Raw genomic sequence first — 20529 nt, 5'->3', positions numbered from 1 at the left:
CGACCCGTCACGCCGAGAGTGCCGCGACCACGGCGTCGTACGTCGCCCTGTCCGGAGCGCTCACGAGCCCGCCGCCGAGCGCCTGCGCGGCGAACGGCGAGCCGTCGAGGCCGCCGATGACGCCGCCGGCCTCCTGGACCAGCAGCGACCCGGCCAGGTGGTCCCAGGGCTTGCTGTGGTTGTAGACCAGCGCCCGAGCGTCCCCGGCGATCAGGTGCGGGTAGTCGACGCCGCAGCAGGCCCAGGTCAGCTCCAGCGTGCCGAGAGCGGGCAGCTGGCGGCCGACCCACGCCCTGCGTGCCGTGCGGTACGGCGGCCCCGCGCCCTCGCCGAGGCCCGGCCCGGCCATCGTGAGCCGGGTGCCGTTGAGGAACGCGCCTGCGCCGCGTTCGGCGACGTAGGCCGCCTCGTGCTGCGGCTGCCAGATCCAGCCGCGGACGACCTCACCGCCGCGGACCTCGCCGATCATCACGGCGTGGTCGGGCGAGCCGTTGACGAAGTTCTTGGTGCCGTCGACGGGGTCGACGGTGAAGCCGTGGTCGGCCGCGTTGAACCGATCCAGCAGCGCGGGCTCCTGGGCGTGGGCCTCCTCGCCGAGCACGACGGCGTCGGGGAAGGCCGCGGTGAGCGCCGCGGTGAGGAGCTCCTCGGACTCATGGTCGGCGATCGTCACCAGGTCCCCGGGGTTCTTCTCGGTGACCTGGTGGTCGGCCAGCGACCGGAAGCGGGGGTTGATGACCTGCTCCGCGACCTCCTGCATGAGCCTGAGCACGGAATCGGTGTCCACGCCTCCACGCTATCGGGAGCGGCGTACAGCCCGACGGCCGCCAGCCCGTAGGGTGGCCGCCGTGCGGATCATGGCGGTGGTGGTGACCTACAACCGCCTTCCCCTCCTGCAGCGGCTGCTCGGCGCGCTCGAGGCCGAGCCCCTGCTCCGGGACTCGATCCTCGTCGTCGACAACGCCTCGACCGACGGCACCGGGGAGTGGCTGCGGTCCCTCGGCCCGTCCGAGACCTCCGCGGCGAGCACGGCCGTCCGCCACGTCACCCTCGACCACAACAGCGGCGGAGCCGGCGGGTTCCACCGCGGCCTGCGCGAGGCGATCGAGGAGCACGGCGCCGACCTGGTCTGGCTGATGGACGACGACGGGATCCCGGCGCCTGGCTGCCTGGACCGGCTGCTCGCCGAGCCCGACCTCGACTTCTGGGGGCCGCTCGTCGTCGACGAGGCCGACCCGCAGCGGCTGGTGTTCCCGATCCGCCTCCCCGGCGGCACCCGGGTCGTCCACGACGTCGCCGCGGCCTCGGCGGCGGCGACCGGCGGTCGGCTCGACGGGATCGTCATCCCGTTCAACGGGGTGCTGGTGACCCGCGACCTGGTGGAGCGGATCGGCTACCCGCGAGCGGAGTTCTTCATCTGGGGCGACGACCACGAGTACCGGCTGCGCGCCGAGGCCGCCGGCGCCCGGATCGCGACCGTCGTCGACGCCGTCGTGCACCACCCGTCGGTGGGCGACCTCGGGACGCCGATGATGTTCGGGCGGACGACGTACAACCACACACCGAGCGACCTCAAGCACTACTGCATGGCCCGCAACAACACGCTCAACCTGCGCGCCTACCGCGGCTGGGTGCACGTGCTGCTCTTCTGGCTCAAGACGGTGTGGTTCTACCTCCTCACCAAGCCGCAGCCGGGTCGGATCGTCATGAGCGCCCGGGCGGCTGCGGCCGGCCTGCGCGGCGACTTCAGCGGGCACGAGAGGTACCTGTCATGACGCCGCCTCCCCGGGAGTCGACGGCGATCGTCGTCGTCACCTACAACCGCGTCGCTCTGCTCGAGGGCATGCTGGCCGGCCTGGCCCGGCTCGACCCGGCACCCGAGGCTGTCATCGTCGTCGACAACGCGAGCACCGACGGGACGGCCGCTCTGCTCGCCGCCAGCACGCTGCCTGGCCTCCAGGTGGTGACCAGCCCGGACAACCTCGGAGGTGCCGGCGGCTTCCGGGCCGGGGTCAGCGCCGCCTTCGAGCAGGGCTTCGACCGGATCTGGTTGATGGACGACGACGTCGTACCGGCGCCCGAGTGCCTCGGCGTCCTGCTGTCGTACGACGAGGACTGCCTGATGGCCGTCCGGGAGGACCCGCGCGGCGACCTCGCGGAGTACGCCGCGACCCGCTTCGACCTCGACCGGCCCTGGGTGATCAAGCCCAAGACGGCCAGCGTCGTCAGCACCTTCCCCGACCGGGCCTCGATGCCGCCGACCGTCGAGCTCGAGAACGTCGCGTTCGAGGGGTTCCTCGTCCGGCGCCGGGTGGTCGAGGAGATCGGCCTTCCCGACGACAGCTTCTTCATCTTCTACGACGACTGCGACTACGCGATCCGGGCCCGGCGCGCCGGGTTCCGGATCCTCGCCGTCCGCGACGCGGTGCTCGTCCGCCAGCTCGACTTCGACCAGCAGCACGACCTGAGCAGCTGGAAGGGCTACTACATGTACCGCAACCTGTTCGCGGTGCACTTCCGCTACGGGGCGAACGCCGCCGTCCGGCTCAAGCCGTGGCTGATCGCCCTGGTGGTGGTGCTGCTCAGTCCGCTGCGCGGTGGTCGGGCAGAGGCGCGGAACGTGACACGAGCGCTTCGGGATGCGCGGGGGATGAAGGCACCCCCGACTCCGCTTCCCCGGGCTTGAGCCGGACCCGCCAGCCGGTCCGGTTGCCCGTCGCGATGCCGGCCACCCACACGGCGAACGTGCCGAGAGCGATGCCGCCGATCACGTCGACGACGTAGTGCCAGCCGAGGTACACCGTCGCGAGGACGGTGAGGCCGAGGAAGGTCCAGGCGGTGAGCTGGAGCCACCGCGGCCAGCCGATCAGCCGGACGACCAGGCAGATCGTCATCATGATCCCGACGTGCAGCGACGCGAAGGCGGCGATCGTCTGGAGGGTCCCGGCGCCGTCGGGGTCGGACATCACCGCGACCCGGTCGGTCCAGAGGTCCTCCTGGAGCGTGGTGTTGAACGTGTGGGGGAGGTCGGCGAACTGGCCCGGCTCGGCATAGATCGGACCGAGCGTCGGGAGCAGGACGTAGAGCAGGGCGCCCAGGCACCAGTCGACGGCCACTGCCGTGACGTACCAGGAGCCGGCGCTCGTGTGCCGGGTCCACACCAGGGCGATCGCGATCGAGGTGGGGATGAGCACGATCCACACGACGTAGACGGCCGACATCAGGTGCGCCATCAGGCCGGTGCCGAACCACTCGTGCAGCACGGCCGCCGGGTCGTGGCCGGCGAAGAGGAAGCGGTCGATGTCCGCTGCGGTGTCGTCCCAGTCGGCGCCGTTGACGAACGGTGCCATGCTCTTGATGTTCCGGAAGGTCGCGTAGGTGAGGTACCAGGCGATGAGCCCGTTGATCGCGAACCACCAGTGCGAGGCCGGCCACCGCTCCGCCACGACCTCGCGCCACAGCCCGCCGAGCGCCTGCGGCGACCAGGTCGCCCGGAGCCGGGCGCGGTGGACCATCCGCGGGAGGATGTCGAGCAGGATCGTGCCGAAGACGATGAGGGGCATCCGAACGTAGCCGGGGAGGAAGTCGTCGTCGGGATCGCGGATGGGGAGGCCCTCGACACCCGCGAGGACGACCATCGCCACGGCCATGACTCCGCCCAGCGCCCACGCCAGCCAGAACTGACGTGCGGCCGGGAGGAGGGCGCCGCCGTACGGGGAGTTCACGGTGACAGGATAATTCGCCGACGCCGCTGGATGCGGCACCCCCAGCCTGTGGCCGGTAACATGCCCGATCGTGTCTACGCCTGATCTGCTCGTCGTCGGTTCCGGATTCTTCGGCCTCACCATCGCGGAGCGCTGCGCCGTCGAGCTCGACCTCAAGGTCCTGGTCCTCGAGCGCCGCTACCACCTCGGTGGCAACGCCTACAGCGAGTTCGAGCCGGAGACGGGCATCGAGGTGCACAAGTACGGCACGCACCTGTTCCACACCTCCAACGAGCGCGTGTGGGAGTACGTCAACCGGTTCACCGAGTTCACGAACTACCAGCACCGCGTCTTCGGCAAGTTCGAGGGCCAGGTCTACTCGCTGCCGATGAACCTGGCGCTCATCAACACCTTCTTCGGCAAGAGCCACACCCCGGACGAGGCACGTGCGCTCATCGCCGAGCAGGCGAGCGAGATCGACACCAAGGACGCCAAGAACCTCGAGGAGAAGGCGATCAGCCTCATCGGGCGTCCGCTCTACGAGGCGTTCATCAAGGGCTACACCGCCAAGCAGTGGCAGACCGACCCCACGGAGCTCGCCGCGGAGATCATCACGCGCCTCCCGGTCCGCTACAACTTCGACAACCGCTACTTCAACGACAAGTACGAGGGCCTCCCCAAGGACGGCTACACGGCGTGGCTCGAGCGGATGGCCGACCACCCCAACATCGAGGTCCGCGTCGACACCGACTTCTTCGACGTCGCCGACGAGTACAAGGGCAAGGTCCCGATCGTCTACACCGGTCCGGTCGACGAGTACTTCGGCAACAGCGAGGGCCGACTGTCCTGGCGCACGGTCGACCTGAAGACCGAGATCCTCCCCGTCGACGACTACCAGGGCACCGGCGTGGTCAACGCCAACGACCCCGACGTCCCCTTCACCCGCGAGCTGGAGTTCAAGCACCTCCACCCGGAGCGCAACGACTCCTACACCAAGGGCAAGACGGTCGTCGTCCGCGAGTACAGCCGCTTCGCCGAGGAGGGCGACGAGCCGTACTACCCGATCAACACCGCCGAGGACCGCGAGAAGCTGCTCAAGTACCGCGACCTGGCCAAGAAGGAGCCGATGGTGCTCTTCGGCGGGCGCCTCGGCACCTACAAGTACCTCGACATGCACATGGCCATCGGCGCCGCGCTGTCGATGTACGACAACAAGATCAAGCCGCACTTCGCCGAGGGCGCCCCGTTCGCCAGCGGTGGCGTCGACGAGGCCTGAGCCCGAGCCGCGGAGCGGCTACTCGACGTAGGGTGCCTCGCCCGTCAGGGTGACGTCGCTGAAGATCATCGGGTGGTCGCTCGCCCGGTTGACCAGCCCGCCGTCCATCCGGACGTAGCCGGAGAAGGTCACCCCGGGGGTCGAGCCGAAGATCCAGTCGATGCCGTGGTTGGACGGCAGCTGGCACGGGGAGCTCGTGCCGCCGTTGGCGGCCTGGGCGTTGGCGCCCGCGGTCACCCGGCAGAACGCCTCGGCCTTCTCGTTGAAGTCGCCCATGAGGAACGTCGGGATGCCGAGCTGGTTGGGGGACTCCGGCGCCTGGAGGTCGTTCATCAGCGCGATCTCCTTGGCGGTCGCGGCGTCCCGCCAGTGCTGGGCGTTGCCGCGGACGCTGGCCGGGTTGTGGATGTTGATGAACCACGCCAGCCGGCCGGTCTCGCGGTGCTTGAGCAGGATGTACGGCATCGGGACCAGGTTGCCGTGGAAGTACGGGATCGGGATCGTGTGCGCCTCGACCAGCTCGAAGATGCTGGTGTTCCAGGCGATCGAGTTGCGGACCGGGTTGTTGCCCATCGACATGCCCGGATAGGCCGCCCAGCTGCCACCGGTCATCGACATGAACTGGTGGTACTGCTCCTTCTCGAACTCCTGGAGGCCCGCGACACTGATGTTGTTGCCGCGGATCAGCTGGAGGGTCCACGCCGTCCGGGAACCGCTCTGCGCCCACTTGCAGCACTTGTTGCCGCCGGGCTTGGTGTGGGAGTGGCCGAGCACGTTGAAGCTGGCGAGCCGGAACACCGCGTCGTCGGCCGACAGGCCGTCGGCCGCGGCCTGGACCCGCTCGCGCAGCGAGATCCGCCGCTCCTTGCCGGACTTGCCGGGGGAGCCGTCCTTGCCGCCGCCGCCCTTGCCCTTGTCCTTGGGCTTGTCCTTCTTGACCTCGGACTTGTCCTCGCTGGCACCGCCGGTCGCCTTGTCGGTGGCGTCGTCGGAGGCCTTGTCGCCGCTGGTGGCGGCGGGCGCGGTCGGCCGGGTGGCGTCGGTCGCGGTCGTCTCGTTGTTGGCCATCGCGAACCGGCCGACGGCCAGGAGCGCGGCGACGAGGACGATGATCCCGAGGACGGGCAGCAATCGCGCGCGGCGCGGTAGTTCGTGCTTGCCCACTGCTCCCGGTTCCCCTCCGTGACACCTCCAACGGTGTGAGTGACCAATGTTACTCGACGCGGCACCCCGGCGCGGATTCATGGCCAGAACTGAGTCGTGGGTTAGCCTGCTGGGACGTCGATAGACACGAGTCCGAGTCCGTCCATCCGGGGAGATCCGTGCGCCGCGTATCGCTGCTGCTCCTGTTCGTCCTGCCCTTCACCCTCCTGCTGGTCCCTGCCACCGCCGCCGCTCCCGAGCGGCAGCCGGGCGGCCGGGTCGTGGCCAACGTGCCCCGGCCGTTCGGGGACAAGGCCGAGAACTACCGGATCGTGAAGACGGTCGAACGGGCGATCAAGAACATCGAGAGGACGCGGGCGCACCGGCGCCCGGTCATCCACATCTCGACGTACCTGCTCGATCGCAAGACGGCCGTCGACGCCCTCATCGCCGCGTGCCAGCGCGGCGTGGCGGTCCGGGTGATCATCGACGAGGACATCGAGAGCAAGCCGTCGCGCCGCCTCATCACCGCGCTCAACGCCGACAACGTGCCCGACCGCGACGGCGACGGCGTCGCCGACCGCGACCCGCGCGCCGGGAAGTGCAACCGGCCGTTGCGCAGCAGCAAGGGTGGGCTGCGGGTCGACCCGGGCGCGGAGCTCGACCTCACCGAGCTCGAGCTCTTCACCCCGCGGCAGGCGGTGCGCAGCGTCCAGGCGCCGCGCCGTGACGCGGTGACCTGGGGTCGTGACGGCAGCTACGTGAAGGTCTGCGAGGGCAGCTGCCGCGGCAAGGGCGGCAACATGCACAGCAAGTTCTACCTGTTCACCAACACCAAGAAGTCCGAGCGCGTGGTGATGGTGAGCTCGTCCAACATCAACCGCGGCGGTGCCCGGCTGGGCTGGAACGACATGTACGTCGTCCGCAACCGGCCGAAGCTCTACCGCGGGTTCAAGGCGATGCACCGCCTGATGACCGACGACGTCCGCAACAGCGGCGAGAAGGTCCAGATCACCGACGGCCCGTACGTCGCCCGCTTCTTCCCGATGCGCGACGCGAGCCGCCGCAACGACCCGACCCTCCAGGACCTGCGTCGGATCCGCTGCCGCAGCGCGTTGGGCCGGACCCACATCGACATCTCGATGTTCTACTGGAAGGGCAAGCGGGGCGACTACCTGCTCGACGAGGTCGCCAGCCTGGCCCGCGAGGGCTGCAAGGTCCGGATCGTCTACGGCGCGCCCTCGCGGTTGCTGGCCGAGCGGATGCGCGACATGGCGCGGCGCAGGCTGATCTCGCTGTGGGACAGCCGCTGGGACTTCGACGAGGACGGCTGGAACGAGGTGCGCACCCACGCCAAGTACGTCCTCGTCCGGGGCACGGTCGGCAGCGACCGCAGCGCCTTCCGGGTGTGGACGGGCTCCCAGAACTGGGTCACCGGGTCGCTCACCATGAGCGACGAGACGTCGTTCAACATCGCCGGCCGCGCCGCCTACGAGGCCTACCTGGACGACTGGAAGCAGATCCGCAACCACTCCCGTCGGCTGCCGTACGACGTCTACGGTCGGTGACCGGCGTTCGGCCGGTCGGGCACTAGAGTCTGCCCCGACATGAGCATGACCGGTACCTCAGAGGCGACCCAGCGGGTGGTGCTGCACGTCGGCACCCCCAAGAGCGGCACGACCTTCCTGCAGCGGGCGCTGTGGCGCCACCAGGAGGAGCTCGACGCCCTCGGCGTGACCTGTGCGGGGCGCCGGCACTTCGAGATGTTCCACGCGGCGATCGAGCTGCGCCAGTCCTACACGTTCTGGGGCCGCAGCGAGGAGGAGCTCGCGGGGACCTGGCAACGGCTGTGCGACGCGGCCCGGGCCTTCCCCGGCACCACGATCATGAGCCACGAGCTGCTCGGGGCCGCGCGCCGTGAGCAGGTCGAGCAGGGCCTCGCCGCGCTCGAGGGCCTCGACGTCCACCTGGTCGTGACGGCGCGCGACCTCGCCCGCCAGGTGTCCTCGGACTGGCAGGAGCGGGTCAAGAACGGCAACCCGGTCACCTTCGAGGCGTTCTGCGCCAATGTCGGGCTCGAGCGCCAGAACGGGTTCTGGCGCAACCAGCACCTCATCGGCATCTTCGACCGGTGGGCGCGCGACCTGCCGCCCGAGAACGTGCACCTGGTCGTCGGTCCGCCGCCGGGTGCGGCCCCCGACGTGCTCTGGCGCCGCTTCGGCGACGCGGTGGGGTTCGACGCGAGCGCGTTCGACCCGACCTCGACGGAGCCGACGGCCAACCAGACCCTCGGCGCCGTCCAGGTCTCCGTCCTGCGCCGGCTCAACGAGGTGCTCGACGGCCGCATCCAGCAGCCCGCCTACAGCAAGGTCGTGAAACGGCAGTTCGCCCAGTCGGTGCTCGCCGGCCAGCGGTCCGCTCCCGCGCAGTGCCCGCCGGAGCTGGTGGACCGGCTCGCCGAGATCGCGACCCGCCAGAACAGGCGGATCACCAAGCGGGGCTACCAGGTCCACGGCGACCTGACCGAGCTGGTCCCCGTCAGCGACGAGGGCCCGTGGATCGACCCGGACGCCGTCGACGCCGGTGAGGAGACCGCGGCCGCGATCGCCGCGATCGCCGAGCTGCTCGTGGAGAGGGCGGCCCCGGAGCCCGAGCCGGACCCGGGCCTGGTGCCGACCGCTCGTCGCGTCGGCGGGCGGCTGCGGCGCCGCCTCGCCCGGACGTCGGGCGGGGGAGCGAGCTGATGGCCGGCCGTGACCGACCCCGGGTCTTCCTCCACGTGGGCAGCCCCAAGACCGGCACCACGTTCCTCCAGGACGTCCTCTGGGGACAGCGCGCCACCGCCGCGGAGCAGGGTCTGCTGCTGCCCGGCGAGCGCTTCAACGACCACTACCTCGCGACCCTCGACCTGCGCGGGCTCGCTGACGACCCGATCTATCCGCCGCGGGCGAGGGGGATGTGGGACCGGCTCGTCGCCGAGGCGCTCGCCGCCGACGGCACCGTCCTCATCTCCCACGAGCTGTTCGCCGGCGCCAGCGCCGAGCAGGCGCGGCGCGCCGTCGCCTCGCTGGCCGACCGGGCCGAGGTGCACGTCGTCGTCACCGCCCGCGACCACGTCCGACAGATCAGCGCCGAGTGGCAGGAGCACGTCAAGCACCGCTCGTCGGCGTCGTTCGCCGCGTTCGTCGGGGAGGTCCGCGGCGACCAGGCCCGCCGGAGCTGGTTCTGGCAGGTCCAGGACTACGCCGGGGTGCTGGAGCGCTGGGGTGTCGACCTGCCGCCCGAGCGGATCCACATCGTGACGATCCCGCCCTCCGGTGCGGACCCGCTGATCCTGTGGGACCGGTTCGCCCGGCTGCTCGGGCTCGAGCCCCACGCGTTCGACACCGCGCTCGAGCGGTCGAACTCCTCCCTCGGCGCGGAGCAGGCCGAGCTGCTCCGCCGGGTCAACCTCGAGCTGGGGGACCGGTTGCCGCTGCCCGGCCCCTACCCGCTCGTGGTCAAGAACGTGCTCGCCCACCGGATCCTCGAGCCGCGGCCCGGCACCCGCCTCGCGCTCGGTGCCGAGGACCAGGAGTTCGCCGCCACCGCGGCGCGCGACATCGTGGCGCGCCTCGAGGCGCTGGGCGTCGACGTGGTGGGCGACCTCGACGACCTGGTCCCCGCCGTCGTACCGCCGGAGGAGGTGGGCGGGGCGGCCGCCTACAGCGTCCCTCCCGACGCCGTCCTCCTCGAGGAGAGCGTCGCGACCATCGCCGACCTGCTCGTCGTCCTCAACGAGCGGCGCTCGGCCCTCCAGCGGGCTGACGACCTCACCACGACGGCGCGGGAGAAGCCGGTCAGGTTCGCCCTGGTCCAGGCGGCCGAGAACCGTCCGGTGCTGCGCAGGCTGCGGGGGGCCTACCGCCGCGCCAAGGCGCGCCGCAACGCCTGACCCGCGGTCCGATCCGGAGACCGTTCGACCCCTCGAGCATGGCTCGGAGGGGTCAGCAGCGTGCCACGAGGGACCCTTGTGGCAGCAGGGGGCTTGCGTGATGCAAGTAACTGATGTGAAACTCGCACCCTGGCATACCCGCGGTCGCACATCCGGTAGCGACACGCCGATCAGGAGGAAATCTCCCGTGCGGAATCACCGACACCCGTCGCTCGCTCGCTTCGGCGTCCCCCTCCTCATCGGCGCGCTCGCCCTCGGGCTGAGCTCGACAGCCCGTGCCGGCGCGGCCGCCGACCCGACCGACCCCACCCCGGCCCCGGTCGCGAGCGTCGTGAAGATCGCCTCGTTCAACACCGCGGCGTTGTCCTCGACCCGCCAGGCCTTCCGGGACGTCAAGGCGCTGCTCGCCGAGGGCCCGGACATCGTGGCGCTCCAGGAGATGTCGAGCTGGGAGCGTCGCGAGCGGGTCCGGACCCGGCTCCTGGACTGCGAGACCTGTCTGTGGGACGGGTGGATCCCGGTGCCCGCAGTGCCGGGCGGCCAGCCGATCCTGTGGCGCTCGGACAAGTTCACCTTCCTCGGTCGCGACTGGATCGAGGTGGCGCCCGAGACCTACGTCGGTGACCGCGGTGCCGGCCCGTCCACGATGCACGCCAAGTACGTCGTCCGGTTGCGGCTGAGGGACAACCTGACCGGGCGCACGATCTGGATCCTCAACAACCACTTCGTCCCGACCGTCCAGGACTCCGACGGCGGCCGCAACGAGAACCGGCGCCGGACCCGGCTCTACGGCCAGCAGATGGCGGGGCTCCTCGGGGTCGTCGACAAGATCCGGGCCGAGGAGGGCGGCGGTCTGGTGTTCATCACCGGCGACTTCAACGTCAACTACCGCAACGACAAGGTCGCCCAGGACCCGATCTTCCCGTACGCCGCGCTCGGCACCCGCGCCTACCGGGCCAGCTACTACAAGCTGGGGGAGCCGGCCACCGGCACCCATGAGCTCGACAACGGCTTCGACAAGCGGCTCATCGACTACGTGCACTTCAAGCCGACCCGGCGCGTCATCGCGATGAGCCAGCGGATCGTGACCGGCATGGCCTCCGACCACCGCCCGGTCATCGCCGAGTTCAAGGTCACCGGCAAGGGCTGCTGGGTGCGCGGCGAGCTGGTCTGCTGAGCTGCGGCACCTGCTGACCTGCGGCAGCTCCGTGGCTAGCGGTGGGAGTGGTTCCGCACGACCTGCCAGTAGTCGACGTACCGCCGCCAGAGCGAGCGGCTCTCGATGTTGACCGTGTTCTCGTCCCCCCGGGTCAGGGAGCCGTTGGACCAGTTCGCCGTACCGGTCCACACGCCGGCGTAGCGCCGGTCGTCGCCGTAGGTGCCGCGGACCGCGATCGACTTCATGTGGGTGCGGGTGTTGACGTAGCCGTCGTCGTCGGTGTCGATCCGGCTGTCCCAGAAGTCGACGAGACCGGCGCGGCGGGCGTCGCGCATCTTCCGCCCGAGGCGGCGGTCGACCGCGCCGATGATGATGTGGACCTCGCAGCCGTCCCGCGCCAGCCGGCGGATCTTGTCCCAGAGGTAGTTGCCGCGGTGGCCGTTCCACCAGAACTGCTGGATGTGCAGGGTGGTCCGGCCGAGATCGCTCGTGCAACGGATCCTGCGCAGGTCGCGGAGCAGCGGGTCGTTGGCCTTGGCGCCGTCGATGGGGAACACGCGGGTCGTGTACGGCCCGTCGACCAGCTCGAGCAGCTCGCGGCCGGCCGGCCGCTGGGCCGTCATCAGCCGGTGGACGTCGCGGAGGAACCCGAAGGTCGCCGGCCGGTTCTTCATCACGACCAGGTCGTTCCAGCCGAGCTTGGCCCCGCCGCCGTTGAGGTTGGACGAGGACACCATGACCACGTTGCGGGCCGACCCGGTGTTCGACATCGCATAGAACTTCGAGTGCACGTTGGCGTCGCGGGCGCCGCGGCACGACCCTGAGCAGCGCAGGACGTAGCTGCCGTCGCTGCCCCAGGTGACCTCGCGGCCGGTCGGCTCGCTGACGCTGCGCCGGGCCTCCTCGACGCTCATCAGCGGGATCGCGCCCTCGCCACGTCGCAGGCCGTCCTCGTCGAAGGGGAGGGCCCGGTTGCAGCGGCCGGCCCGCGCGTCGTTGTCGGCGACGTCGTTGCGGTCGCGGTCGCGCACGTTGTCGGCGTTGAGGATCGTCACGAGCTCGCGCAACGGGCGGGCGACCACGTCCCGGTCGATGATCACCCGGACCGACACCCCGCGCCGGCAGGCGGCGATGAGGGCGTCGGCGCTCAGCTTGCGGTCGAAGAGGTAGCCGGTGACGAGGATGACCGGGTGCGGGTCGTCGGCGGTCCGCCGTACGTGCCGGAACGCCTCCTCTACCTTGCGCACGATGCGGGTGTTCTCGGCGGCGTTGCCCCACGGGTTCGGCACGTTGAACGTCGGGCCGCCCCCGGGTTCGTAGCGGTCGGCGGAGGCCGGCGCGGGGGCCGGGGCCGAGGCCGGCGCGGCGGTCGGCCGGAGGGTCAGCGGGAGCAGGATCGCGAGCAGGATCGCGAGCGGAGCGGCGACGCGACGCATGGACAGGGAACCCCCAGTCAGGGTGCCGGCGGAGTGGCCGTTCAGGGTGGCAGGGAAGTGCTGCTGGTGGGGAGGTTAACTGGTCCCGCGACCGTTATCGGCCCCTGCTAGGTTGACCGCGTGTCACACGGGAGCGTGAACGAGAAGCAGCCGACCATCCACCTGGTCTCCACCGCCGGCCACCCCAATTTCGGGGACGAGCTGATCGCCGCGTCGTGGCTCCGGTTCCTGGCCCAGCGCCAGCCGGAGAGCGACGTCGTGCTCGACTGCCCGGACCCCGGTCTGGCGTCGTACCTCTTCGAGGGACTGCACCCGCGGGCCAAGTTCACCAACCTGCTGTGGCGGGTGAGCTGGGAGACGATCGATGCCGACCCCGAGGAGGGTGACGCGATCGTCGACCGGCTGATCACCGACCTCGGCTCGCCGCGCTTCGACCTCGGGCTCATCGAGGCCCGCCGGGCGACGACCGTGCACATGGTCGGCGGCGGCCACGTCACCAGCAACTGGATGCACCACGGCCGCCTGGTGCGGGCCGGCCGCCGGCTCGCCGAGGTGGCGGACGCACGGTTCGTCGCCACCGGCCTGGGTCTGGTGCCCGCGATCGACCCGGAGCGGATCCGTGCGGATCTGGCTGCGGCCGACCACGCGACCGTCCGTGACAGCGCCAGCGCCGAGCTCGCGGGCGTGCCGCTGGCCGTCAACGACGCGTTCCTCGGCCTGCCCTCGCTGCCGGGCCACGGCGCCCGCCCCGACCCGACCGGCAAGCCCGGTGACGTCTGGATCAGCCTCCAGTGCGACCTGGCCGAGGACGAGGTGTTCGACCGGATCGTCGCCGCCGTCCGCGAGGCGATCGAGAGCGGCCGCTTCGAGGGCCGCACCCTGCGCTACCTCGAGGCGATCCCCGGCCACGACCGCGACGGCCGCGCTGCCGCGCTGCTCGCCGACCTGATCCCGGCGGAGAACTTCATGTCCTTCGTCCAGCTGTGGCACGAGGGCTTCCCGGGGCGGCCGGGCCAGACCTGGATCACGACGCGCTACCACTTCCACCAGCTCGCGGCAGCGATGGGCGCCGACGGCGTCGCGATCGCGATCGACGAGGGCTACTACGCCAACAAGCACGCGTCGCTCGCCGAGCTCGGCACCGGCTTCGCGATCGCCGGCCCCGACCTGGAGAAGCTCCCCGAGGCGTCGGCCGACCCGGAGTTCCGGATCAAGGCCGGCCGCTTCCACCGCGCCAAGCTCGACGAGGCCGAGGCCCTCTACGCCCGCCAGCGCCGCAGCTAGCTCCAGGCCGCGACGATCCGGCAGACGTGCGGGTCCTCGTCGCGGAACCGGGCGAGGCCGGTGCCAGACTCCTGGTGGATGATCCGGCCGCCGTGGGCCTCGATCTCGGCGACGACCTGGGCGGGCTTGAGGAAGCGGCGACCGGCCTGCTGAAAGGTCTTGGGGCGGCCGCGGTCCTTGTGGGTGCGGAACTCCAGGAACAGCAGGCCGCCGCTGCGCAGTGACATCGACGCCAGCCGCCAGAAGTTGTCGCGGCCCAGGTCCTCCAGCGCGTGCAGGAGGAACCGGCCGTAGAGGTCGGCGGGCTGCTCGGCGCGGCTGAGCCGCACGCCGAGGGCCATCACCTCGCGGGTGTCGTAGAGGTTGACGAGCTGGAACGACAGCGGGATGCCGTCGCCCGTCCGGCGCTGCGCGCGGACCATCGCGCCGACCGTGTAGTCGATCGCGGTGACCGGGCGGCCCGTCTTCTTGGCGAACCAGCGCGCGTCGCGGGCGTTGCCCGCACCGATGTCGAGGAGCGGCCGGTCGCTGGGGTAGTGCTCGGCGACCCAACGCGCGAAGGCCGACGGCTTCGTCGGCAGCGCCGACTTGTGGGCGCCGTAGAACATGTCCCACTGCTTGCGGTGGGTCCGCAGCCCGCCGAACCAGCCGCCGATCCGGCGGGAGAGCCAGCGCGGCGTCTCGTACTTGAACGACGGGTCCGGCATCCGCCAGCCGGGGCCGTACGTCGCCGCCAGCAGCGTCTCGTGGTCCGCCGGCGCGGGGACCTGGCGGCCCAGCAGCTCGACGGTGGTCAGCGGCAGGATCGTCTCCTTGGGGAGCCGGAAGCCGGTGTCCTGCGGGATGTAGAGGACGCCCTCGACCCAGTGGGCCGTGAAGACGTCGACGAACCGCACCGAGTCGTCCGAGAGCCGCATCCGCACGTTGAGGCGGGCGCCGGACCCGCGCCGGACCGACCAGCCGTCGGCGAGCAGCGCCCGCTCGATCCGGTAGGCCTCGCGGATCACGTCGACCGGGTCGTCGTGCTCGCTCACGTAGGCGATGTCGAGGTCGTTGTCGTGGCCGATCAGCTGACCGTTGCGCACCGCGCCGAGCAGCGTGCCGTAGGCGATGAACGTCGGCACGCCGGCCTTCTCGCGCATCGCCGTGATGAGGTCCTCGACCTGGTCCATGAGCTCGTCGAGCGTGTCGGTGCCCTCCGCCGACAGCGGGCGGATCAGCTTGCCGTACTTGTCGATGATGAGCGGGTTGCCCGCCCGGTCGACGACGTCGACGGTCTTGTCGGTCTCGCCGCGGAAGACGTGGTGGGCGCTGACGACGACCGCTCCCGAGAGGTGCTCGCGGATGACGACCTCGGCCTGCCCCACGAGGTGGCGCGTCAACGACGCCGGCCACTTCGCGACCAGCCCGCCCCGCCCCGGCTTGGTGTCGTTCTGGGGCTGGACCGACCAGACGTGGCGGTCGTTGAGGAGCACGTCGTACGTCGACCCCGGCTCGAGGTCGGCCGGCAGCACCAGGCGCGCGTCGTGGACCTTGAGGACCGGCCCGCTCGCCTCGGTCACCTGCCCAGCGCCCGCTTGAGACGTCCCGCCGCGGCCCGGGCGCCGCCCACCGGCTGGTGCCGGGCCTTGCGGCGCAGCTCCTCGCGCAGCTTGTCGCGCTCGGCGGTGACCTCCCGGACGTCGCGGATCATCTGCTCGATCGCCCGCGCGGCCACGTCGACGATCTCGCTGTCGGGGACGTCGCTGGGGTGGGTGCCGTCGGGGGCTGCCGTCGAGAGCAGGTCGTCGAGGTCACCCACGACCCCGAAGCCCTGCGCGATGACCCAGTCCTTCGCCGCGGCCGAGCGGGTCGCGAGCTCCTCGACGTGGTGGGCCCGCGGGCCGAAGCGCTCGCCGCGCTGGGGGACCAGCACCTCGTGACCGAAGTACTTGCGGACCCAGCGGTGCCGCACGGTGCCGACGTCGAGCGGGCCGGAGAGGTGCGGCTTGACCCGCATCAGCAGGGCGGCCTGGGCCGCTCCGAGCGACTCGTTGGCATAGCTGACGTCGAGGTCGAACTCGCTGTCGTCGATCCCGACGGCCTCCTTCCAGCGCTCCCAGAGCAGCCCGCGCGGGGCGCCCGGCGGCGGGACCGTGACCACGGTGATCTTGTCGGCCGGCACGGCCTGCGCCCAGTTGCCGAGCACCTGGGGGATGTCCTGGGACTGCCAGCTCCAGCCGCCCTTGAGCTTGTCCGCCAGTGCCCGGTCCATGAACTCGTCGAACCCCAGGTCGGAGTTCATCTTGAGCGCCTCCTGCCACACGGCAGGGAACTGGAGGACGTAGGAGCGGACGGTGACGACCAGGCGGACGTCGGCGGGGGCGAGGGCCGCGACCGCGGCCTTGGCCTGCTCGGCCGTCGCCATGCTGAGGAACTCGTGGGAGATCAGCCCGTCGCCGTCCCACGCGGCGAGCTTGCCGACGAGGCGCTTCCAGACCCCGGCGTTGCGACCCATCCGCGCCGGCGACGCCCCGCGGACCTCCTGGGAGGCGTGGTAGTGGTCCATCCGGGTGGTGCCGGGGTAGAGGAACCCCTGCTTGCGCAGGGCGCGCTTGTTCTCCCACATGGTGGTCTGCAGGAACGTGGTGCCGGTCTTGGGCAGCCCGATGTGCAGGTAGACGGTCTTGGCCATCAGCGCGGTGCTCCGGTCTCGGTAGGCCTGATCAGGGGGTGAGCGTGTGGGCGTCGAGGAAGGCTTGGACCTTCTCCTCGTCGCGGAGGGTCAGCGGGACGAGGAGCTCCTCGACGATGTCGAGGAGCTCCGCCACCCGGCGGTTGAGCCGCCGAGCCTCCTGCACCTCGGCCTCGAGCTCGGTCACCCGAGCCCGGAGGGACTCGACCTCCTGACGGGTCGAGCCGGGAGCGACCCTCCCGATCTTGCGTCCGGCCTCGCGCAGTCGGTCGTTCATGCCGGGCAGGATAGCCTTGCCCGTCGTCCTCGCAGGCGCGGGGACTGGGGTTTCTCGAAGGGATCGCTTGTGATCGGGATGGTGTTGGCGGCCGGAGCCGGCCGAAGGCTGCGGCCGTACACGGACACGCTGCCGAAGGCTCTCGTGCCGGTGCGCGACGGAGAGGACGGTTCGATCCTCGACATCGCGCTGGCCAACCTGGCCGCCGTCGAGCTGCGCGACGTGGTCATCGTGGTCGGCTACGCCGCCGGGGCCGTCGAGGAGCGCAAGGCCGCGCTGGAGAAGCGGTACGGCGTCGACATCACGCTCGTGCACAACGACAAGGCCGAGATCTGGAACAACGCCTACTCGATGTGGCTCGCGTGCGACCACATGACCGACGGCGTGCTCATGGTCAACGGCGACACCGTGCACCCGGTCGCCGTCGAGGAGACGCTCCTCAAGCACCGCGGCCCCGACGTGCTGCTCGCGATCGACGCCGAGAAGAAGCTGGCCGACGAGGAGATGAAGATCCAGGTCTCCGACGACCTGGGGCTCACCCGGATCACGAAGCTGATGGACCCCGCGACGGCGTACGGCGAGTACATCGGCGCCACGCTCCTCGAGCCGGCCGCGATCCCGCACCTCAAGGACGCGCTGCAGGCCACGTTCGAGCGCGACCCCGACCTCTACTACGAGGACGGCTACCAGGAGATGGTCGACCGCGGCCTCCGCATCGACATAGCCCCGCTGCCCTCGGGCACCGCGTGGGTCGAGGTCGACAACCACGACGACCTGGCCAAGGCCAGGGAGATCGCATGCCGCTACTAGCGCGGATGCTGGCCAGCCCGCTGCACCTGGACATCCGGGCGGGCGCGGTCGACAACCTCGCGCAGCTGCTCCACGAGCGCGCGATCACCAGCGGCGGCACCGTGATGGTCGCCGTCGGCACCGGCCACGGCCAGGAGATCTGGGAGCGGATCCGTCCGTCGCTGCCCAACGCGACGATGTTCGACGTGTGGGAGGCCAACCTGGCCTCGGCCGGCGCGCTCCAGGAGGCCCTCGGCCAGCAGGGGTACGACGCCGTGGTCGCGATCGGTGGCGGCAAGACCATCGACGTCGCGAAGTACGCCGCGACCCGTGCGGCGCTGCCGATGGTCGCGGTCGCGACGAACCTGGCCCACGACGGGATCTGCTCGCCGGTGGCCTCGCTCGAGCACGCCCACGGAAAGGGCTCCTACGGGGTCGCGCTGCCGCTGGCGGTCGTGGTCGACCTCGACTACGTCCGCAACGCCCCGCCGGCGATGGTCCGCGGCGGGATCGGCGACGCGATCAGCAACCTCTCGGCCATCGCCGACTGGCTGCTCGCCCAGCGCGAGCGCGGCGAGTCCGTCGACGGCCTGGCCCTCGCCTTCGCCCGGACCGCGGCCGAGGCGGTGCTCCACCGCACCGACACGATCGCCGACGACGACTTCCTCATCGCGCTCGCCGAGGCGCTCGTGCTCTCGGGGATGGCGATGTCGGTCGCCGGGACCTCCCGGCCGTGCAGCGGCGCCTGCCACGAGATCATCCACGCGATCGACCAGCTCTATCCGGGCGTCTCCAACCACGGCGAGCTCGCCGGGATCGGGGCCCTCTTCGCCACCCACCTGCGCGGTGACGACGCTCGGTTCGACCAGATCGCCCGCTGCCTGGGTCGGCACGGGCTCGCGGTCTCGCCGCGCGAGATCGGCCTCACCGACGACCAGTTCGTCGCCGCCGTGCTCGCCGCGCCGGCCACCCGGCCGGACCGCTACACGATCCTCGAGCACCGTGCGCTCGACGAGGAGCAGGTGCGCGCCGAGGTCGCGGCGTTCATCGGCCGGCTCGAGGCTCGCTAGCCGCTCAGGCGTCCGCGGCGTCCGCGGCGTCCGCCGCGATCCGCGCGCGCAGCGCGGCGAGCTCGACGCCGAGCGGCATCGCCTGTCGGACCAGGCCGATGATCTCGGTGAGGGCCGGGCCGACCTCCGGGGTGCGGTCGCTCAGCTGACGGGCGAGCTGCTCGGACTTGTCGAGGCCGGCGTCCTCGGGGTCGTCGTCCGGCCCGTCGTCCGAACCGTCCGGTCCGTCCGAGTCGTCCTGGTCGTCGTGCGGGACCAGGGGCTCGTCGCCGTACCCGTGCTCCTCGCGCAGGCGCGCGATCCGTTCCTCCAGGGAGACGATCGCCTCCGCGAGCCCGCGGCGTGCCCACGAGGCCGCGAAGAGCAGCTCCTCGTCGGTCGGGACGTCGAGCTCGGCGGGCACGTCCTTGCCGACCTTGGCGGTCGGGAGGTCGTCGAGGCTGCCGACGAGGTCGACGCCGCTCTCGGCGATCGCCTCGCGGATCCGGGCGTTCCACCGGGCCGAGAGGTTCCTGCCGGGACGGTTGAGCGTGACCTTGCGCTCGTCCGCGGCCCGCTCGCCGAGGATGTCGCGGGCCAGCAGGGACTTCATGGTGCGCAGGTACTCGGTGCGGGGGACCTCACCGAGCTCGAGGTTGAGCAGCCGCATCAGCTCGCTGGAGGGGAGCCCCAGCGAGGCGTTGCTCTCGACCGATCGCTCGCGGCACTTGCCGGGATTCATGCCGATGACGCCCGCGAACCGCTTCCACAGCATGTCCGGGTCGGGGCTGTCGACCGGCACGGTGACGACGTGGAAGCGGTCGGCTCCCACGAGCGGGACCCAGGTCTCGATCATCCGGGGGACGCCCATGGCGCGGTCGATCATCCGCTCCGGCCGCGACGAGGGGTGCCCGTCGCCCTCGACGGTGCGGCGCAGCCCCCAGATGAGGCGGCGGAACGGCACCTCGGCGCCGTTGCGGCAGTTGGTCTGCCACTGCGACCGCAGCACGGCGGCGGTGTCGCGCACGGTGAGGACGACGTGCACCTCGGCCCCGGCGAGCGACTCGACGATCTGGGCCGCCGCCTCGGGCTTGGCCCAGCAGAGGAACTCCATCGACAGCACGGTGGCCTTGCCGCGGTGGGCGACCATCTCCTCCGCGAGCACGTCCCAGTGGCCGTCGGCCGCGCGGACCAGGTCGGTCGCGGCCTCCTGGGTCCGGCCGCGGCTGAGCGCGTCGTGCGTGGCCAGGACGACGTCGCGCCAGGTCCGGCCCGGCAGCAGGAAGCCGGCCTTGGCCATGGCGTCCTTGTTGGCGGTCATCAGCCGCTGGAGGTACGTCGTGCCGGTGCTCGGTCCACCGATGTGGAGGTAGATGGGAGCCGGACGGTCACGCCGGTCGCGGTCCAGCCAGCGCGGAGGCATGTCGCGGACCCTAGTCGTTGCGCGGGGACCCGCGCCAAACGGCCGTCAGGAGCGGCCGCGTCCCCGGGCGCGGCGGGCCGCGGTCAGGTCCACCCCGGCGACCTCGCGGACCATCGCCGCCAGCCCCGCGACGGCGTCCTCCACGCTCTCCGGCTCGGACGGGCCCGCGGTCGCGCCGAGCCCGACCAGCCCGGCGCGGGCGGTGCGCGCTGCGGCGAGCAGCTCGTGCGGCTCCGGTCGGTGCATCCGCGGGGCGTCGGGAGCCGGCTGGTCCGGCAGGTCGTCCAGGTCGCCGACGACCCCGACGCCGGCCGCCGTGACCGCGTCCCGGACCCGCTGGTTCCACGCGGCTGCGACCTCGCGGCCGCGGCGGGTGAGGCG

19 protein-coding genes are annotated in these 20529 nt (G+C 71.4%); 10 read left to right on the top strand and 9 right to left on the bottom strand.

Going from position 1 to position 20529, the window contains the following annotated elements; genetic code table 11:
- Window positions 1–7: 7 nt before the first annotated feature.
- Window positions 8–787, bottom strand: a complete 780-nt coding sequence (locus H0487_RS12615; RefSeq protein ID WP_220793359.1) for an inositol monophosphatase family protein — start codon at window positions 785–787, stop codon at window positions 8–10.
- Between the two features lie 70 nt (window positions 788–857).
- Between H0487_RS12615 and H0487_RS12610 the strand changes: the two genes are divergently transcribed.
- Complete coding sequence (locus H0487_RS12610) at window positions 858–1775, top strand: glycosyltransferase family 2 protein (protein WP_183094593.1); 918 nt, start codon at window positions 858–860, stop codon at window positions 1773–1775.
- Entirely contained in the window at window positions 1772–2686 is a 915-nt protein-coding gene (locus H0487_RS12605; RefSeq protein ID WP_183094583.1) for a glycosyltransferase family 2 protein, read from the top strand. Before H0487_RS12610 ends, H0487_RS12605 begins: the two co-directional genes overlap by 4 nt.
- On the opposite strand, the gene H0487_RS12600 is transcribed toward H0487_RS12605, so the two are convergent.
- Window positions 2583–3725 carry a phosphatase PAP2 family protein gene (locus tag H0487_RS12600; protein WP_183094582.1) on the bottom strand — a complete coding sequence of 381 codons (1143 nt, stop codon included), beginning with the start codon at window positions 3723–3725 and terminating at the stop codon, window positions 2583–2585. The genes H0487_RS12605 and H0487_RS12600 overlap by 104 nt on opposite strands.
- A 70-nt stretch (window positions 3726–3795) precedes the next feature.
- On the opposite strand from H0487_RS12600, the gene glf reads away from it, so the two are divergent.
- Entirely contained in the window at window positions 3796–4980 is a 1185-nt protein-coding gene (gene glf, locus H0487_RS12595) for a UDP-galactopyranose mutase (protein WP_312855928.1), read from the top strand.
- Between the two features lie 18 nt (window positions 4981–4998).
- On the opposite strand, the gene H0487_RS12590 is transcribed toward glf, so the two are convergent.
- Window positions 4999–6144 carry an endonuclease/exonuclease/phosphatase family protein gene (locus H0487_RS12590; protein WP_183094581.1) on the bottom strand — a complete coding sequence of 382 codons (1146 nt, stop codon included), beginning with the start codon at window positions 6142–6144 and terminating at the stop codon, window positions 4999–5001.
- Between the two features lie 158 nt (window positions 6145–6302).
- On the opposite strand from H0487_RS12590, the gene H0487_RS12585 reads away from it, so the two are divergent.
- From H0487_RS12585 to H0487_RS12570, 4 genes are all read left to right on the top strand, one after another.
- The gene (locus tag H0487_RS12585) at window positions 6303–7691 is read left to right on the top strand and encodes a phospholipase D-like domain-containing protein (RefSeq protein WP_183094580.1); all 1389 of its coding nucleotides are present in this window, start codon (window positions 6303–6305) and stop codon (window positions 7689–7691) included.
- Window positions 7692–7730: 39 nt separating this feature from the next.
- Window positions 7731–8867 (top strand): hypothetical protein, encoded by a 1137-nt coding sequence (locus H0487_RS12580; protein ID WP_183094579.1) that lies wholly within the window; start codon window positions 7731–7733, stop codon window positions 8865–8867.
- Window positions 8867–10057 (top strand): hypothetical protein, encoded by a 1191-nt coding sequence (locus H0487_RS12575; protein WP_183094578.1) that lies wholly within the window; start codon window positions 8867–8869, stop codon window positions 10055–10057. Before H0487_RS12580 ends, H0487_RS12575 begins: the two co-directional genes overlap by 1 nt.
- 187 nt (window positions 10058–10244) lie before the next feature.
- Window positions 10245–11234, top strand: a complete 990-nt coding sequence (locus tag H0487_RS12570) for an endonuclease/exonuclease/phosphatase family protein (protein WP_183094577.1) — start codon at window positions 10245–10247, stop codon at window positions 11232–11234.
- A 35-nt stretch (window positions 11235–11269) separates the two neighbouring features.
- On the opposite strand, the gene H0487_RS12565 is transcribed toward H0487_RS12570, so the two are convergent.
- A complete protein-coding gene (locus tag H0487_RS12565; RefSeq protein WP_183094576.1) occupies window positions 11270–12652 on the bottom strand; it encodes a phospholipase D-like domain-containing protein in 1383 nt (460 codons plus the stop codon).
- A gap of 120 nt (window positions 12653–12772) precedes the next feature.
- Between H0487_RS12565 and H0487_RS12560 the strand changes: the two genes are divergently transcribed.
- Complete coding sequence (locus H0487_RS12560) at window positions 12773–13936, top strand: polysaccharide pyruvyl transferase family protein (RefSeq protein ID WP_183094575.1); 1164 nt, start codon at window positions 12773–12775, stop codon at window positions 13934–13936.
- Here the strand turns inward: H0487_RS12560 and H0487_RS12555 are convergent.
- Genes H0487_RS12555 through H0487_RS12545 form a run of 3 tightly spaced genes read right to left on the bottom strand, consistent with a single transcriptional unit; the run spans window position 13933 to window position 16887 of the window.
- On the bottom strand, window positions 13933–15498 hold the full coding sequence (locus H0487_RS12555) for a class I SAM-dependent methyltransferase (protein ID WP_183094574.1): 1566 nt from the start codon (window positions 15496–15498) through the stop codon (window positions 13933–13935). The two genes, H0487_RS12560 and H0487_RS12555, sit on opposite strands and share 4 nt — an antisense overlap.
- Complete coding sequence (locus H0487_RS12550) at window positions 15495–16610, bottom strand: hypothetical protein (RefSeq protein WP_183094573.1); 1116 nt, start codon at window positions 16608–16610, stop codon at window positions 15495–15497. Before H0487_RS12550 ends, H0487_RS12555 begins: the two co-directional genes overlap by 4 nt.
- 31 nt (window positions 16611–16641) lie before the next feature.
- On the bottom strand, window positions 16642–16887 hold the full coding sequence (locus H0487_RS12545; protein WP_220793358.1) for a DUF6752 domain-containing protein: 246 nt from the start codon (window positions 16885–16887) through the stop codon (window positions 16642–16644).
- 78 nt (window positions 16888–16965) lie between these two features.
- On the opposite strand from H0487_RS12545, the gene H0487_RS12540 reads away from it, so the two are divergent.
- Window positions 16966–17697 (top strand): phosphocholine cytidylyltransferase family protein, encoded by a 732-nt coding sequence (locus H0487_RS12540; RefSeq protein WP_220793361.1) that lies wholly within the window; start codon window positions 16966–16968, stop codon window positions 17695–17697.
- A complete protein-coding gene (locus H0487_RS12535; protein WP_183094571.1) occupies window positions 17685–18746 on the top strand; it encodes an iron-containing alcohol dehydrogenase family protein in 1062 nt (353 codons plus the stop codon). Before H0487_RS12540 ends, H0487_RS12535 begins: the two co-directional genes overlap by 13 nt.
- A 4-nt stretch (window positions 18747–18750) precedes the next feature.
- Here the strand turns inward: H0487_RS12535 and H0487_RS12530 are convergent, their stop codons facing one another.
- Entirely contained in the window at window positions 18751–20148 is a 1398-nt protein-coding gene (locus H0487_RS12530; RefSeq protein WP_183094570.1) for a hypothetical protein, read from the bottom strand.
- Window positions 20149–20193: 45 nt separating this feature from the next.
- Window positions 20194–20529: hypothetical protein (locus tag H0487_RS12525; RefSeq protein ID WP_220793357.1), on the bottom strand; the 336-nt coding region annotated here is incomplete at its 5' end.

The sequence above is a fragment of the Nocardioides stalactiti genome, assembly GCF_014180715.1.
Lineage (GTDB): Bacteria > Actinomycetota > Actinomycetes > Propionibacteriales > Nocardioidaceae > Nocardioides > Nocardioides stalactiti.
This window is presented reverse-complemented; position numbering and strand designations above follow the sequence as displayed.